Raw genomic sequence first — 16,303 nt, forward strand, 5'->3', positions numbered from 1 at the left:
CTGATTTACTATATGTTTCAGGCAACCAGATCGAACCGGTCGTTGTTCATGATCTTGGTCCATGCCGCCACAAAGTCGCGCACGAACTTCTCGGCATTGTCGTCCTGAGCGTAGACCTCAGCATAGCTGCGCAGGATCGAGTTCGATCCGAAGACCAGATCAGCGCTGGTTGCGGTGAACTTGACCTCACCCGAGGCGCGGTCGCGCAGCTCATAGGTGCCTCCGCCAACCGGATGCCAACTCAGCGACATATCCGTCAGGTTGACGAAAAAGTCGGTTGTCAGCTGGCCTAACCGGTCGGTGAAGACGCCATGCGGCGATCCGCCATGGTTGGCACCCAGCACACGCAGACCACCGACCAGAACGGTCATCTCGGCCGCGGTCAGACCCAGCAGTTGCGCGCGATCCAGCATCATCGCCTCTGGCGAGACCGCGTATTCCTTCAGCTGCCAGTTGCGGAACCCGTCCGCCAGCGGCTCAAGTACCGAGAAGCTGTCCACATCGGTCTGCTCGATCGACGCGTCGCCGCGACCGGCCGAGAACGGAACCGCCACGTCAAAGCCTGCGGCGTTGATCGCCTGCTCCAACCCGACATTGCCCGCCAGAACGATCACGTCGGCAACCGAGGCACCGGTTTCCGCCGCGATCGGCTCCAGCACACCCAGCACTTTCGCCAGACGTTCGGGCTCGTTGCCTGCCCAGTCCTTTTGCGGCGCCAGTCGGATGCGCGCGCCATTTGCGCCGCCGCGCTTGTCCGACCCGCGGAAGGTTCGGGCACTGTCCCAGGCGGTGGTGATCATCTCGGCGATGGTCAGGCCACTGTCTGCGATCTTGGCCTTGACGGCATCTATGTCGTAATCTGTCGAACCAGCCGGGAACGGATCCTGCCAGATCAGATCTTCCGACGGCACGTCCGGGCCATAATAGTTGACGCGCGGACCCATGTCGCGGTGAGTCAACTTGAACCAGGCACGTGCAAATGTATCGGCAAAATAGTCCGGATCCGCCATGAATTTCTGACAGATCGCGTTGTAGGTCGGGTCGACCTTCATCGCCATATCCGCATCGGTCATCATCGGCATGCGACGAACGGTGGGGTCGGTCGGGTCGACCGGCTTTTCGTCTTCGGGCATGTCGACGGGCTGCCACTGATGGGCACCTGCGGGTGATTTGCCCAGTTCCCACTCGTAGCCGAACAGGTAGTCGAAATAGCCCATGTCAAATTTCAACGGCTCTTTCGTCCACGCCCCTTCGATCCCCGAGGTAAAGGCGTTGGCCGCTTTGCCGTTCTGATCAGGGTTTTCCCATCCCAGCCCCTGGCTGGACGCCGGGCAGGCTTCGGGCTCGGCGCCGATATTGTCGCCGGGCATCGCACCATGGGCTTTGCCGACGGTATGGCCCCCGCAGGTCAATGCCGCGGTCTCTTCGTCATTCATCGCCATACGCGCAAAGGTTTCACGGATATGCATCGCGGTTTTGGCCGGATCCGGATTGCCGTTCACGCCTTCGGGGTTCACATAGATCAGTCCCATATGCACCGCACCCAGAGGGTTTTCCAGCGTGCCGGGGGTTTCCAGATCGCCATAGCGGTTCTCGGACGGGGCCAGCCACTGGTTTTCAGAACCCCAGTAAACATCTTTCTCGGGGCCCCAGATGTCTTCGCGACCAAAGCCGAAACCAAAGGTCTTCAATCCCATGGATTCATACGCCACCGTGCCCGACAGAACGATCAGATCGGCCCAGGACAGCGCGTTGCCGTATTTCTTTTTCACCGGCCACAGCAGACGGCGGGCTTTGTCCAGGCTTGCATTGTCCGGCCATGAATTCAGCGGCGCGAACCGGATGTTGCCCGAACCGGCGCCACCTCGACCATCCCCCAGACGGTAAGACCCCGCCGAGTGCCACGCCAGACGGATCATCAGCCCGCCATAGTGACCCCAGTCAGCCGGCCACCAGTCCTGGCTGTCGGTCAGCAACGCCTCGACATCGGCACGAACCGCCTTGAAGTCCAGCCCCTTGACCGCTTCTCGGTGATTGTAATCCGCATCCATCGGGTTGGTGCGCGTGTCGTGCTGGCTCAGAATGTCCAGGTTCAGCGCATCCGGCCACCACTTGGTGACGGAATTGCCCGTTCCAGTATTGCCGCCATGCATGACAGGGCAGCCGCCGGATTGGTGATTGTGGGGGGTACCATCCATTGTAAATCTCCTGAGTATTTACCTAGGGGTTCAGATATCTTGACTCGTACCCCACGGCTTCGATAATTGGAAATTTGTAATTTCTATCATTGTGATTAATTTTTCATATGAAAGCACTCACCCTCAAACACCTGCGCTATTTCGAGGCGCTCGCCACGCACGGCCACTTTGGCAAGGCCGCCGCGGCCAGTGCGATATCGCAGCCTGCGCTTTCCATACAAATCAAAGAGCTGGAGGCAATTATGGGTGGGCCGCTGGTCGAACGCGCGGCCCGGCAAACCCGCCTGACTGCACTTGGCGAAGACGTGCTGAAACATGGCCGCGAAATCCTGACCCGGGTCGAGGATTTGGGGAAATTGGTGCAATCTCCCTCAGGCCCCTTGTCCGGCCGCATCAGAATCGGGGTCATTCCCACGGTCGCACCCTATCTGCTGCCCTCGATCATCAAAGCTCTGTCGCAGCGTTTCCCACAACTGACTATCGAACCCAAGGAAACGATAACCAAGACGTTGATCGGTGAAATACTGGATTCGAAACTGGATTTCGGTGTCGTTGCCCTGCCCGTCTCGGAACCCAACCTCCGAGAGTTCTCGCTGTTCAACGAAGATTTTCTGCTGGTTCGCCCGGCGCAGGATGCCAACCTGCCGATGCCAAGTTCCTCGCAGCTCAGAACCATGCGCCTGCTGTTGCTGGAAGAGGGGCATTGCTTCAGGGATCAGGCCCTGTCCTTCTGTTCAATCCGCAACATCGAACCGCAGCACATCATGGAGGGCAGTTCGCTTTCCACACTGGTTCAGATGGTCGGCGCCGGCATCGGTGTGACCCTGATACCGGAAATGGCGGTCGGGCTGGAAACCCGATCCGCGGATGTGTCCATTGCCCGGTTTCAGGACACGCCGCCGACGCGGACGATTGGTCTGATCTGGCGAAAGACCAACCCGCTCAGCGAAAACCTGTTGAAGATCGGCGCGATCATCCGCAAAACAGCCGAAGAAAACACGTGGGGCGTGAAACCGCCTCAGCCTGAAACAACAGGCTGACCCGCCCAAAACGATGTTCCTCGGCACGAAGGCCAGACCCGGCGCAACCCGTCAGTCGTCACCCTTGTAATAGCCGATCACATCATTCTCGGTCGTTGCACCCAACCCGTTCAGCAACCGATTTGAATAATTGAAATAGGCGCAGACCTGATTGACCTCCAGGATCTCGCCATCCTCACAGCCAGCAATCTTGAGCGCTTCGAAGTCGGACTTGACCATTTTGCCAACATCCGTCGTCAGCTTGGCGGCATAGCGCAGCAGCGCCAGTTCCTTGCCCTCGAATTCATCCTCGGGCCGATGCGCCTTGAGCGCGACGAAAATCCGGTCACTGCGCGGCTGATCCTTAAGCAGGTTGCGCACGTTCATGAAGTGATGGGTCAGTGAATAGGTGCAATCGTTCAGGATCGAAGTATAGCTGGCGACAACTTCGAGGAACCAGAATGGCAACTGGTTGTCATCGGAATGCAGGACCGAACGGTACAGCGTCACATGCCCGTTCATCGTTTCGGGCCGCAATGAATGCACACGCATGACCGTATCCACGGTGCCATGAGGGGTGCGGGCCTTGTCCAGCAGCTCTTTCAGGCGGCCCTCGGCCTTGTCGTCCGAGATCATCTCGATCCAAGCGCTCATTGCTGTGTCTCCTGTCTTGTTCGGGCTCAGCTTATGTACAAAGCCCACAGGCATGTCAGTTAATTTTTTTCTTAAGATGAAATTTTTTCTGGATCACGGAAACGTGAAAGATGTAAAATACCAGCGCGGGGGATTTTGTTGAGGATCAACGCGAATGCACAGTCCAGAGCTTATGGCAGGTGCCGAAAACCTGTTGTTCAGATGCGGCGGCCTGGCGGCGGGCGACCAGTTGCTTGTGGTCTGCGAAGATGCGGCCAACGGGTATTACGATGCCGAGATCACTGAGGCTATCGTGGACTGCGCCCGGGAAAACCGGATCAAGACCGCAGTTCGAACCCTCGCATTCGATCCCATGGGTTCATCGCTGCCAGCGGATTTGAAAACGGCGATGGAGATGGCGGATCGCACCTTGTTTCTGTCCCGCACCGGCGATCAGATTCGTTTCGACGCAGGAATGAGGGACGTTCGGCCCATCATGTCATATGCGCTGGACGCCGGAATGCTGGCCTCGGGTTTCGGGCGCGCCAACTACACCGGGTTCGTTGAATTGAAAAACGCGGTCAACCGGCTGCTGGCCAATGCCGGGTACATCCACGTGACCTGCCCATTGGGCACCGACTTCGCGGGCCCCGGCGCCGCCTTCCCCCCAGCAGGTGCAGCGGATGTCAGCGTGGCGCGTTTTCCGATGTCGGTCTTTGCCCCGGTTCCCGCGCAGGGGTTTTCCGGCGTGCTGGTTCAGGACGGGTTTCTGGTCGGCACCGGTTCGAAATTCTACGAACCATACGGCTGCGACCTGCGCGAACCGCTGACCATACGGTTCGAAAACAACCGCCTGACCGGCTTTGAGGGCCATCCCATGGATGTGCATTGCGCGCAGATGCATTACGAAAAAGTCGGCAAGATGTTCGACCTTGACCCCCTGACCATGCATTCCTGGCACGCAGGCATCCACCCGGGCTGCGCCTACACGACCCCGGCGCGAAGCAATTTTGAACGTTGGAGCGGGTCGGCCTTTGGCAATCCACGCCTGCTGCACTTTCACACATGCGGGCATTATGCGCCGGGTGAGATTTCACTGAACGTGCTGGACCCGACGATCCGCGTGGATGGTGTTTCGATCTGGGATGCCGGTGTTCTCCGGGCCGATCTGTTGCCCGGTGGGGCTGAAATTCTCGACCGGTATCCCTGCATCAAAGCGGTGTTCGACGCCCCGGCCCGACACGTGGGCCAGGGCGCGAACGGGCGCTTGTCGGCCTGATGATCAGCCGGCCTGCTGTGCGATCAGCTTTGCAACCCGCGCGCGGAACCGCATCGCGCCCGCGTCCAGCCCGAGGTTGATATAGCCGGTCTTGCGCCGCGCCATGCCGGTTTGAACGTGTTCCAGAACCTCTTTGTCCTCGTTGAAGGCCATGACCGCGCCTTCGAACATACGCTGCGACATGGCTGTGTCATCCGCGTGCATGTTGCGGTGCTGGAACCAGAAATACCGCGATGTTTCCGCATCGACCGGTGTGATGAAGTTGTACGAAATATTGACAAAGGCATTGGGCGAAATCGGCCGATCCGCCCCGCCTTCTCCGGCCGGAGTGTAAATGGACATGTTGATCGCAGTGGACGGCAGACGGCATTCGTAATGCTGCTTGCGGTCGCAGCTTGGCCCGAACGACAGTATCGGCGCATAGTAGGGCGGCGCGGGTTCATCCGCGATCCAGCGCGAAACTATGACGCCGGTTTCGGTTTCTTCAAGATCCAGCGGGCGGTTGTCGGTTCCCGCCCCGGCAAACGAGGTCAGATGCACCCAGGCCACATGGCTTGGATCCAGCAGGTTGTCGATAATGTAAAGGTAATGGCACGCCATCTCCATCGCACCGGTCCGGGTCTTGCCCCAGGACGGGTTGTCGAAATTGGGGATGTCGATGATGTCGTCTGTGCTGGCTTTGTCCGGGTCCCCCATCCACAGCCAAAGAAACCCCCAGCGGTCTTCGGCCGGGTATGCATGCACGGCGGCGCGGCGCGGAGGATTGTCCAGCTGTGTCGGGGCGCTGACACATTCACCGCCGCAGCCGAATGTCAGACCGTGATAGCCGCAAACCACATGATCCCCTTCGATGGTGCCCCGAGACAGCGGCAGCTTTCTATGCGGGCAAGCGTCCTCCAACGCGATTGCTTTGCCCGCTGTGTCACGATAGATTACGATATCATCGCCCAACATTCGCACGGCACTCAGGCTGCGGCCAAAATCCTCGGACCGTCCGGCGACGTACCAGCTGTTGCGAATAAACCCCTCTGCTCCGGCCAGATCAGGACGCATGTTTCTTACTCCGAAAACTCGTCAAAAGCCCTGAGCGCCTTGGCGCTGTAGGCATAGGACGGCCCGCCGCCCATATAGGTGGCCATGGCCAATGCCTCGCACATCTGAGCGCGGGTTGCGCCCAGCCGAACCAGCGAACGCACGTGGAATCCGATGCAGCTGTCGCAGCGGGTCGCGATCGCAATGCCGAGCGCCATGAACTCCTTGGTTTTCTCGCTCAGCGCCCCGTCAGTCTTGGCCGCCTTGCCCATGATGCCAAAGCCGCGCACGGTTTCCGGCACTTCTTTCGAGAAGGTTCCGATATTGGCCTCGGTCTCGGCCATGAAATCTTTCCAGTTCATTTCTTCACTCCTTATCCGCGCTCGTCCGCGCCCATGCGACGCTCCAGCCAGCGCACCCCGGCTGAGATGATCAAAACCAGGATCAGGTATTCGAAAATCAGCAGGGTGTAGATTTCCAGCGGGCGGTATTCCGTCACCACCAGTTCATTCGCCCGGCGGGTCAGTTCCTGCATCCCGATGACGCTGGCAAAGGCGCTCATCTTGACGATGTAGATGAACTGGTTTGCCAAAGGCGGCAGAATGCGCCGGATCGCCTGCGGCAGGATCACATAGCGCATGGTCTGCACATAGTTCAGCCCGATGGTCTGCGCTGCCTCGCGCTGTCCACGCGCAATGGATTGAATGCCTGCGCGATAGATCTCGGCCGTAAAGGCGCTGTCTGAAATCGCCAACGTTATGATCGCCCCCCAGAAGGGATCGATGGGGATGTTCAGACCCATCGACTGAAACACGATGGGCAAGCCGTAAAACACCCAGAACAGCATCGGCAACAGGGGAATGGCGCGGATGAACTCCACGTAAACCCTGTTCACAACCCGCCAGCCACGTTTTTCGGACAATCCCGGCAGGGCGACCAGCAATCCGATGACGATCGACAGAACGGCGGCGATCAGGGAAATCTGGATCGTCGCGCCCATCCCCGAGATCAGGAATTTCACATTGGTCCAACCCGAGGCCGTCGTCGGATCGATAACGTACCAGCCCCAGGTCTGCGACGACGAACAGCCTGCCAGAAGAAGCAGAGGCAAAATGAGAAGAAGTTTTTTCATCGGCCCCTCTCAGTGTTGCAGGATCTGGGACAGGAATTTGCGACACCGATCGGACTGAGGATTGGTGAAGAAATGTTCGGGCTTGCCTTCTTCGACGATTTCACCGGCATCCATGAAGATCATCTTGTCGGCCACCTTTCGGGCAAACCCCATCTCATGCGTGACAACCACCATGGTCATCCCCTCATTGGCCAACTCGACCATCACGTCCAACACTTCCGAGATCATCTCGGGGTCCAGTGCCGAAGTCGGCTCGTCAAACAGCAGCACACGTGGCTCCATGCACAGCGACCGGGCGATGGCGACGCGTTGCTGCTGACCACCCGACAAATGAATGGGCTTTTTGTCGGCCTGATCTGGAATGTGCACCCGGTCCAGATAGTGGCGCGCTTTTTCCTCTGCCTCTTTGCGGCCGAGACCGCGCGCCTTGATCGGGCCCAAAGTCAGGTTTTCCAATACGGTCAGATGCGGGAACAGGTTGAACTGCTGGAACACCATTCCAACCTCGGACCGGATCCTGGCCACGGATTTCTCGTCATCCGTCAACTCGATCCCATCTACGCGGATGGTTCCTTTCTGATGTTTTTCCAACTGGTTGATACATCGCACAACGGTGGATTTTCCTGACCCGGAAGGCCCGCAAATCACCACCTTTTCGCCGCTGTTGACCGTCAGATTGATGTCCTTGAGAACGTGAAACGTGTCGAACCACTTGTTCACGCCCACAAGTTCGATTGCGGCGTCTGGCATAAGATGAACTGCCCCTGTTTTAGTCCCAGTATAATATTTTCTTGAGGTTATCTTTCCCTTTGGGCTTAAATCAATGAAGAATACGGCCACAAGGTCGAAACGCCACCAACGGGAGAAACCGATGAACACTTTTTGGAAAGCTGCGGCAGCCGCTGCGTTTGGACTTGTCTTGTCAGGCGCTGCGCAGGCGCAATCTGCACTGAACGAGGTGCTGGATTCCGGCGTGCTCAAGGTGGGCACCACGGGCGATTGGAATCCCATGTCGCTCCGCGACCCTGCAACCAACAGCTACAAAGGGTACGACATCGACATCATGAACGAGCTGGCCGCCGATCTGGGGGTCGAGGTCGAATATGTCCCCACCGACTGGAAAACACTGGTCAACGGTGTGGTGGCAGGCAAGTATCACCTGACCGGATCGGCATCGATTTCGCCGCCGCGCATGAAGGTCGCAGGTTTTTCCGACAGCTATATTTCGGTGGAACTCTTCCCCTATACGACCAAGGACAAGGCCGACAAGTTCGACGGTTATGACTCGATCAACCAGCCCGGAGTAAAAGTCGCGACCACCCTGGGCACAACATTCGAAAAGCGTGTCCGCGAATGGTTCCCGAACGCAGATATCAAGGTGGTCGAGGCCCCGGCCCGCGGTTTTCAGGAAGTAATCGCAGGACGCGCGGATGTCTTCATCACGTCGAACATCGAAGGTTCGACCCTCGAGGCGAAGTTTCCGGTGGTACGCGTGAAGAACGCAGGCCCGCGTTCGCCGTCACCCATAGCGATGATCCTGCCACAGGCCGATCAGGTGTGGATCAACTATGTAAACAACTGGATCGAAGTCAAAAAGGCGCAAGGGTTCTTCGAAGAAAACCGCAAGAAGTGGGGTCTCTGACTTTTCTCGGATCACCTTGATTCCCTAACGCCCGGCTTGGTCGCCGGGCGTTTTTCAATTATCGCCCGACACGGCCTTGGCAACCACGGTGACAAAGCTGACTGTATCAGTTTTCAACTCCAACGGCCCATGAGTGGCGTTTGAATCAAAACTCAGACTGTCGCCCGGCCGCATGTGATAAGCGGCTTCACCGCAGCCATAGACCATCTCGCCGGCGGTGACGTGGATGAATTCGACACCCTGATGTTGGTAAAGCGGGCGTTCGTCCAACGGACCTTCCAATGTAACGCTGAAACTCTCGAAACTGACATGTTTCGCTTCCGCCCGACCGATCAGCTTGTAACTGTGCCCGAAACCGGTGCCCAACCGTTGCACGGTTACACCTTCGCCCGCAGCCACAAATGATACATCCGTGCGTTCGACCGTGCCGGCAAAGAAGTTGATCAACGGAACGCCGATTCCGCCGGCCAGAGCCTCAAGCGTCGCCAGTGAAGCAGACACCTGACCGCGCTCGATCTTGGAAATCATCGCCGTGGACACGCCGGACCGCTGAGACAATTCGGCCAGAGTCAACCCGGCCAGCGCGCGATGCGTTTTCACCGCGGACCCGACTAGGTGATCCAGCGGCGGTTTTTCGGCGGAAAGCACAGGTGAATCTTCCATTTGCGAAGCCTATCGACACGTATGAAAAAGGCAAAAGAAATGTCACCGAACCATTCGCACCAGTTCGGCGGCAAACTCTCAGCTTCCGTTCAGGATGTCTCCTGTAAGATCATTCAACTTGGCCAACCCGTTGCGCAGATGATCTTCGGGCAGGGCCGAGCTGAACCGAAAATGGTTCTCGACCCCGAACCGCGACCCCGGAATGACCAGCACGTCTTTTTCGCGCAACAGGCGCATGCTGAACGCCTCGGATGCGATCGGTAGATTGAACCGCACGAACGACATGGCCGACGCCTGAGGTGGTACAACGGAAAACACCCCCTGATGCCGCGCCAGTTCTTCCGTCAGAACGTCGAAACCCGTGCGGATCAGACGGCGCGCGCGGGCTTTCAACTTGGACCGTGCCGGTTCGGCAAGCGCCTTGTCCGCCAGTTCCATCGACAACATGGATGCCGCGATCGAGGCATATTCGTGCCGCCGCCAGCAGTGCTGAATGATGTCTTCGGGCCCAACCAGCCATCCCAGCCTCAGCCCCGGAAGCCCATAGGCCTTGGACATGGAGTTCACCACGAGAACCCTGTCCGTACTTCCCCAGAACGAAGGCGTTTCGGTGTCACCTTCCCGCTCGGTTCCGGCATAAACCTCGTCTGAAACGATCCAGGCGCCAACGCGCTCGGCAGCCGATACGATGCGGGCGCGATCCGCTTCGGTCAGAATACGGCCCGTTGGATTGTTCGGGTTCACTACATGGATGATGCGGGTTCTGTCATCGACCGCCCGCTCAAGCGCCTCTGCGTCTATGCCCCACCCTGCGGATTCGATCAGATCGACCCAACGCACTTCGTTGCCCAGATTGGCGGCGTTTCCTGAAATCTGTTCATAGGTCGGTCGGAAACACACAACATTGTCGCCGGGCTCCAACAAGGTGTTGGCCACCAGCGTGTTCGCTTCGGTTGCCCCGACCGTGACCAATACCCCATCTGCCGAGGCCCCCGGATACAAGCCTGCGATGGTGTTGCGCAGGGATTGCTTTCCATTGACTTGCGGATAGTCGATCATCGTTGTCAGCAGAGCGTCGAGATCAATCCCGGCCAGCTCTACCAATCCCTGCAACGACATGGGATGAACGCCGCTTTCCGAGAAATTGAAGGCCACCCCGTGTTCCGTTTCGGACAGGAACTGTTCGACCCGAAATGGTTGAAAATTTCGGTTGATCATGATGCATCCTTTGCTCGGCCGTGCTGCGCACCTGACAGCCTCAATCGGCTGCGTTTACATGAACCGTTCTGATACTGGGATCGACGCGGCTGTAGGCGGCCAGCAATCGTGCCGTCCATTTCTGTGCAATGTAATCCGCCATGAACCGCGAGGGTGCAACCAGAATGACGCGCCCCCCTGCCCTTTCCGACTCGGACAGATGCTGGAACCAACTCGCCCACAGCTCGGGATCGCGCCCGTGAAGGATTGACTGCACCTGCGACCAGACATCCTCGGGCTTGGCTTCGGGGGTGTTGATTTCAGGCCCCGGGGATTTTGCCGCGAAAGGCACGACATTTGTAACGGGCTCGGAATCCTCGCTCATCCGGGCCTGGAAATCGGAGCCTATGATCGGCCAGACCTCCTGCGTATCGATCATGATCTGTTTGAGGTCGATTTCATAGACCGCGACCCGGCCCCGTGCAGCAGGCCGTTTGACCGTTACCCAACCTAGTGCGCGAAATCTGGCCATTTCGCGCTTTACAGTCCTTTCGTTCACTGACCAAAGGCGCGAAATTTCTTCGCGTCCAATCGATAATTCGTTGTTTCGCCAGTTATATCGTGTCGTAATCAATGAGATGACACGCAGTACGCTGCGTTGCCGATGCTTGTCGCCTGACAACGCATATATGGTGAGTGCAGAAAGTATATCATATTTCAAGGCCGCCGCATTTCGCCCGACCGGTTTAGCCAGCTGCATACCCGTTCTCACCGCTCTATCTGCCTCAGACGGGTGTGTCCCGCCGATCTCGCGCTGTTTGCCAACGCTTTTCGTCATCTTGGCCTAATTAGCGTCCAAAGCCTCGATTCTGTCAAGAAGAGTCTGAAACAGGTCAGAAAATTGCGCCAATCCAGATCAAAAAATATAAGAAATCTGGTGAAGTATTGGTGAAGGGGGACGTTCAGGATGACCCCTTATTGGCTTGTTATGTCCCCCCATATATCGCCGTTCCAGTAAGAATGCCCCCCTAAATACGGTTGAGGGCGTGTTGCGAATCGTCACCCCTCATCTTCTGCGCTGCCGAATCGGCGATGGCCTTGCAGGGCCTTGTTTTCTTACCCGTGGGTAAGATTTGAGTTTCATCATATTTTCTTTTGCGTAAAGCGCAAATCGGGCGTAAATAGGAAACGAACAGAAATTTACGTTCCAAACAAAGAGACATGAGGCATGTACACGCACGAAGACCTGAATGCATTGCGCAATCAATCTCTCAAACTCCAGGGGTGGATTCGTCAGCAGACCTTTAGCCCCGAGATGGAGAAGACACTCCGCCGGTTTTCGAGCTGGGAAGTGTCCGAGCTGATCTTCCGGGTCAACCAGTCAACCTTTCGCGGAAAGCTGGCCGCTGATCCGTCTCTGCCCGGAGGCGAGGTTGAGCCCGAGGGGCGGCAGCGCTGGTTCAGCCTGGAGGAGGTGAATGAGTTGCGGCGGCGGCTCAAGGTGAATCGTAAATCCCTCATGCCACCGCGTCCCGAGGGCAAGCGGGCCATTCGCGCGGCCGTAGCGAACTTCAAGGGCGGGGCGGGCAAGTCAACGGTCGCGTTGCATCTTGCGCATGCTGCCGCGCTTGATGGGTACCGTGTTCTTGTCGTTGACTTCGACCCGCAGGCCACGCTGAGCCATTCAATGGGCCTGACCGATGTCGCCGAGGATTACACTGTCTGGGGGATCATGGCGCGTGACCTGATCCGCGAGACCGAGCGCATGAACAACCGGCCCGCCGCGGCCGAGTCCGGCACCGCCCTACCCCGCCGGGAACTGCCCCCGGCGATCACGGATATGGGGCTTGGAGATCTGCGGATCAGCGATTTCATCAGGCGGACGTCCTGGTCCACCATCGATGCGATCCCATCCTGTGCGAACGCGGCCTTCGTCGAATTTGCCTCGGCACAGTATCGCCACCTGAACCCTGAATGGTCTTTCTTTGCCGCAGTGTCCCGGTATCTGGATCAAATCCCTGACGACGCCTATGACCTGATCCTGTTCGATTGCCCGCCGGCCATTGGGTATCAGTCCATGAACGCGGTGTTCGCGGCGGACATGTTGTACATCCCGTCTGGCCCCGGGTACTGGGAATATGACTCGACCACGTCCTTTATCGGTCAGCTGGCAGAAGCTTTGGAGGACCTGGCCTACGGGTTCGACAAAACCTTACCCACGGGTAAGATCGGTCTTCCCAAAACCTTCTGCGAACTGCGGTTCCTGCTTACAAGGTACGAGCCCGGAAACGCCTTGCATCTGGCGATGTTTGACGCGTTCCAGAAAGTCTTCGGAGACCACGTCGCCCAGCACCCTGTTGAAATGACCCGCGCGGTCGAGCAATCCGGCCGCTTTCTGAGCTCGGTGTACGAAATGGATTATCGCGAAATGACCCGCGAAACCTGGCGTCGGGCCCGTTCGACGTTCGACAATGTTTACGAGGAATTCCGAGGTGTGATGCTGTCTGCCTGGGACAAGCTGGAGGATGACGCATGAGCCGCAAGCGCAGAATGTTTGATATCGACCTGCCCGCAATGGATGACATTCCTGTCGGCAAGGTTCCGGACAAGGTTCTTGAAAAGCGGCGAGGCCCGATGGCTGCGGCCATTTCGGAAAATGCTGATGCGCTGCGCGACCAGCAATCGACGGAAGAAACCATTCGCGCAGAAAACGATCGTCTTGCGCATGAACTCGTGCGCCTGCGTTCCGAAGGTCTGGTGACCGAACGTGTAGCATTGGCTGACATTCTGTTTGAAAAGCTGACGCGGGATCGTAAACCCGGGCCGGATCCGGAACTGGACGAGCTAAAAGCGTCAATTCAGGAAATCGGATTGTCCAACCCCATCCGACTTGAGCGTCGCTCAGACGGACGATTTGAACTGATTCAGGGGATGCGGCGCCTGTCTGCCTATCGGGCCTTGTATGAAGAAACGGGCGATGAGTCCTATGCCAGAATTCCAGCGGGTATTTCAGAGGCGGGCGATCTCGACAGCAGCTACCGGCGCATGGTGGATGAGAACCTGATCCGCAAGGATATCTCGTTTGCGGAAATGGGTGCTCTGGCGCGCGCGTATGCCGAAGACCCGGCAAATGATTGCCCGGATGTAGACAAGGCGGTTTCCACGCTGTTCAAATCCGCCAGTTACACAAAACGGAGTTACATTAGGTCATTTGCCAGTTTGCTGATGATGTTGGACAAGGTTTTGAAACACCCGAACGACATTCCGCGCAACGTAGGCGTAGAGCTGAAGCGCAAGCTGGATGCAACGCCCGGTCTGGTGCGCCAGGTGAGTGCCGCGGTCATGAGCGAGCCGGACCGTGACGGAGCGCGTGAGGTTGCTATCCTCAGGTCATTTCTGGGCGCGCCGGAAACAAGCGTGGCAAAGAAGGCTCCGGTTGAAAGCGCCGATAAACCACGACGTGCAAAGACCACGTTTCAGGTATCAGGGCGGGCAGGGATCGCCAAGTGCTCGGCATCCAGTGGTCGAATTGAGTTGAGATATGATTTGGACTTTACGCGTGTTGATCGCAGCAAACTTGAGGCGGCAATAGCTGCTTTCATCGATGCTCTTCCCGAGGAAGACGATCTTACCCACGGGTAAGGTTTGGTTTGAAGGTCCGAGAAAAGGCGCCGGTCGAATCCGGCGCCTTTGTCTTGTCGCTAATGCCTGGACGTTCTCAGCAAGGGATTACTGCCCATAAGTTGTTTTGCCTTGAATTCGTGTCCCGTGATAGATGATGCCGCAGCTTGAGACGGGGTTTGTGGCTTCAGTCATCGACGTTGGTTCAGGAACGGTCATTTTCACGGAGTGTTGTCGGGGCCTAAAACCACGGCGTCTTGTTCGGGTTCGTACGTTCAGATCACGGAAGGGCGCCCGATACCTGCTCGAGATTTCGGCATGCAATATGTGACACGGGAATAAGGTGATATGACGGCTACTCACTGCACACAATCTCGGCTAGAGCAATTACATATGATAAGAAAAATTATCAAATGTTATAGTGAAATCGTGTTGTGAAAAAGTAAGGATCAAAAACCAAAAATTATGCGCACAAGCGGAGAGGCGGCCTGAAAACACCTGCGGTTGGCAATGCTTTGCTGCTCTACAGTGTAATAAAGAAATCCGACTTCATTCTTCCCTATGTTTGACATGCTTTCGACCCACCACCTGACCGCGATGTTACGGTGGCGGTTTAACCGTGAGTGAGTGTTTTCAGTACGTTCTGCACTCGGGGGCTGGTTCCCCCGAGTGGCATTCAACCGACCGTGAGTGTGGTTTCATGGAGTTCAATAGTTACTCTGGCCAGGCCAGTTGTGCGCCTCGTACACAGTTCGCAATTGGCCTGTGATCGATCTCAGACAACCGGACCCTCTCAAGTCGCGGCATGAACACGGATGTGACGACCGCGGGTCAATCTCGTGATGGTTGTAGAGATCACAAATGGTTCCCGTCTGGCCAAAACGCTCGGCACCGAGCCAGATCGTATGGTCTCCAGCCACACCCCAAGCCATGCGAGGGAGGCCGGGTACCCATCAATGGCAGCGACGATCTTGCAGTGCGACGGTAATTCGCCCATCAGGGTTTCGATGTGTGACTGGGCAAGAGAATTTCCTAGCGAACGGGCCCGCCGTGCGGCAGTCCAATCAGCATTAAGCCGTTCAGCTGACGCCGGTTTTATCGCAAACTCTGTCTCCACCTGTCAGCTTGAACGAAGTTCTGTTAACGCGGGCTAGAATATGACAGGAACCAATCGCGACGATCTCTTTCAAGGGCGCATTTCCGAAAGACGTCATCTTGCACGCGGTTTTCGTCTTCCTTCGATACAGTGTGTCGTGCCGTGACCTGGAAGAAATCATGGCGGAACGCGGCGTTAATCTGGATCATGCAACACTGAACCGTTGGGTCACAAAATACGCTAGTGCAATTGCCGATGTCGCGTGCAGGCGAAAGGGGCCGTGCGACTGTTCCAGGAGAATGGAAGAGACTTGCATCAAGGTAAAAGGAGCGTAGGTCTGTCACTATCGCGCTGTCGACAGGAACGGAAAGACACTTGATTCCATGCTTTCGCAGCGTCGAAACAAACCCGCCGCCGCCAAATTCTTCGCGTAGCTGCTGGAGGTCAACGGCCATCCAGGAAAGACTGCCATCGACAAAAGCGGAGCTAACACGGCTGGCATCAGAGCGATAAACAAGATGCCGAAAGGCTTTCGCTGCCCGATCGCAGTCGAGATGGTCAGGCGGAAGTATCTAAATAACATCGTGGAACAGGACCATCGCTGCATCAAGAGACGAACACGGCCTATGTTGGGGTTCAAGGCCTTCGCTTCAGCGGCGGTTACATTGGACGGGATCGAAGTGGCGCATATGATCCGCAAAGGCCAACTCACGCCTGCGGTCTGCCCGTTACGCCAATTTGCAGAACTGGCGGCATGAGCCGCGGGTTCGGTGTCAACTCTTCGGTCAATA

At 57.2% G+C, this 16,303-nt stretch carries 14 protein-coding genes and 1 pseudogene; 6 read left to right on the forward strand and 9 right to left on the reverse strand.

Annotation, left to right across the window (positions count from 1 at the left end; translation table 11 throughout):
- Positions 1 to 17 precede the first annotated feature (17 nt).
- Positions 18 to 2,198: a catalase/peroxidase HPI gene (gene katG, locus GOW09_RS10920; protein WP_171118209.1), complete on the reverse strand. Its 2,181-nt coding sequence runs from the start codon at positions 2,196 to 2,198 to the stop codon at positions 18 to 20.
- Positions 2,199 to 2,305: 107 nt separating this feature from the next.
- Between katG and GOW09_RS10925 the strand changes: the two genes are divergently transcribed.
- A complete protein-coding gene (locus GOW09_RS10925; protein ID WP_171118211.1) occupies positions 2,306 to 3,238 on the forward strand; it encodes a hydrogen peroxide-inducible genes activator in 933 nt (310 codons plus the stop codon).
- Between the two features lie 51 nt (positions 3,239 to 3,289).
- On the opposite strand, the gene GOW09_RS10930 is transcribed toward GOW09_RS10925, so the two are convergent.
- Entirely contained in the window at positions 3,290 to 3,871 is a 582-nt protein-coding gene (locus tag GOW09_RS10930; protein ID WP_171118213.1) for a carboxymuconolactone decarboxylase family protein, read from the reverse strand.
- A 154-nt stretch (positions 3,872 to 4,025) separates the two neighbouring features.
- Between GOW09_RS10930 and GOW09_RS10935 the strand changes: the two genes are divergently transcribed.
- A complete protein-coding gene (locus GOW09_RS10935) occupies positions 4,026 to 5,129 on the forward strand; it encodes a hypothetical protein (protein ID WP_171118215.1) in 1,104 nt (367 codons plus the stop codon).
- 3 nt (positions 5,130 to 5,132) lie between these two features.
- Here the strand turns inward: GOW09_RS10935 and GOW09_RS10940 are convergent, their stop codons facing one another.
- From GOW09_RS10940 to GOW09_RS10955, 4 genes are read right to left on the reverse strand one after another with little or no spacing between them, the layout of a single operon-like run.
- Positions 5,133 to 6,182, reverse strand: a complete 1,050-nt coding sequence (locus GOW09_RS10940) for an aromatic ring-hydroxylating dioxygenase subunit alpha (protein WP_171118218.1) — start codon at positions 6,180 to 6,182, stop codon at positions 5,133 to 5,135.
- Positions 6,183 to 6,187: 5 nt separating this feature from the next.
- Positions 6,188 to 6,523 (reverse strand): carboxymuconolactone decarboxylase family protein, encoded by a 336-nt coding sequence (locus GOW09_RS10945; protein WP_171118220.1) that lies wholly within the window; start codon positions 6,521 to 6,523, stop codon positions 6,188 to 6,190.
- Between the two features lie 11 nt (positions 6,524 to 6,534).
- Entirely contained in the window at positions 6,535 to 7,293 is a 759-nt protein-coding gene (locus GOW09_RS10950) for an amino acid ABC transporter permease (RefSeq protein ID WP_171118222.1), read from the reverse strand.
- A gap of 9 nt (positions 7,294 to 7,302) precedes the next feature.
- Positions 7,303 to 8,043: an amino acid ABC transporter ATP-binding protein gene (locus GOW09_RS10955; RefSeq protein ID WP_171118224.1), complete on the reverse strand. Its 741-nt coding sequence runs from the start codon at positions 8,041 to 8,043 to the stop codon at positions 7,303 to 7,305.
- 121 nt (positions 8,044 to 8,164) lie between these two features.
- Here GOW09_RS10955 and GOW09_RS10960 point away from each other — a divergent pair, with 121 nt between their 5' ends.
- Positions 8,165 to 8,935 (forward strand): transporter substrate-binding domain-containing protein, encoded by a 771-nt coding sequence (locus GOW09_RS10960; protein ID WP_171118226.1) that lies wholly within the window; start codon positions 8,165 to 8,167, stop codon positions 8,933 to 8,935.
- 54 nt (positions 8,936 to 8,989) lie between these two features.
- Here the strand turns inward: GOW09_RS10960 and GOW09_RS10965 are convergent, their stop codons facing one another.
- From GOW09_RS10965 to GOW09_RS10975, 3 genes are all read right to left on the reverse strand, one after another.
- Positions 8,990 to 9,598, reverse strand: a complete 609-nt coding sequence (locus tag GOW09_RS10965) for a helix-turn-helix domain-containing protein (RefSeq protein WP_171118228.1) — start codon at positions 9,596 to 9,598, stop codon at positions 8,990 to 8,992.
- A 78-nt stretch (positions 9,599 to 9,676) separates the two neighbouring features.
- Entirely contained in the window at positions 9,677 to 10,816 is a 1,140-nt protein-coding gene (locus GOW09_RS10970; protein WP_171118231.1) for an aminotransferase class I/II-fold pyridoxal phosphate-dependent enzyme, read from the reverse strand.
- 40 nt (positions 10,817 to 10,856) lie between these two features.
- Positions 10,857 to 11,327: a DnaA N-terminal domain-containing protein gene (locus GOW09_RS10975; RefSeq protein WP_253283585.1), complete on the reverse strand. Its 471-nt coding sequence runs from the start codon at positions 11,325 to 11,327 to the stop codon at positions 10,857 to 10,859.
- 696 nt (positions 11,328 to 12,023) lie between these two features.
- Between GOW09_RS10975 and GOW09_RS10980 the strand changes: the two genes are divergently transcribed.
- The 3 genes and pseudogenes from GOW09_RS10980 (at position 12,024) to GOW09_RS10990 (ending at position 16,270) form a co-directional block, all read left to right on the forward strand.
- Positions 12,024 to 13,331, forward strand: a complete 1,308-nt coding sequence (locus GOW09_RS10980) for an AAA family ATPase (protein WP_171118234.1) — start codon at positions 12,024 to 12,026, stop codon at positions 13,329 to 13,331.
- The gene (locus tag GOW09_RS10985) at positions 13,328 to 14,437 is read left to right on the forward strand and encodes a ParB N-terminal domain-containing protein (protein ID WP_171118237.1); all 1,110 of its coding nucleotides are present in this window, start codon (positions 13,328 to 13,330) and stop codon (positions 14,435 to 14,437) included. Before GOW09_RS10980 ends, GOW09_RS10985 begins: the two co-directional genes overlap by 4 nt.
- 1,149 nt (positions 14,438 to 15,586) lie before the next feature.
- Positions 15,587 to 16,270: pseudogene (locus tag GOW09_RS10990) on the forward strand (IS6 family transposase).
- Positions 16,271 to 16,303 lie beyond the last annotated feature (33 nt).

Origin of the sequence: Ruegeria sp. HKCCA5463, assembly GCF_013034175.1 — a bacterium.
Classification (GTDB): Bacteria; Pseudomonadota; Alphaproteobacteria; order Rhodobacterales; family Rhodobacteraceae; genus Ruegeria.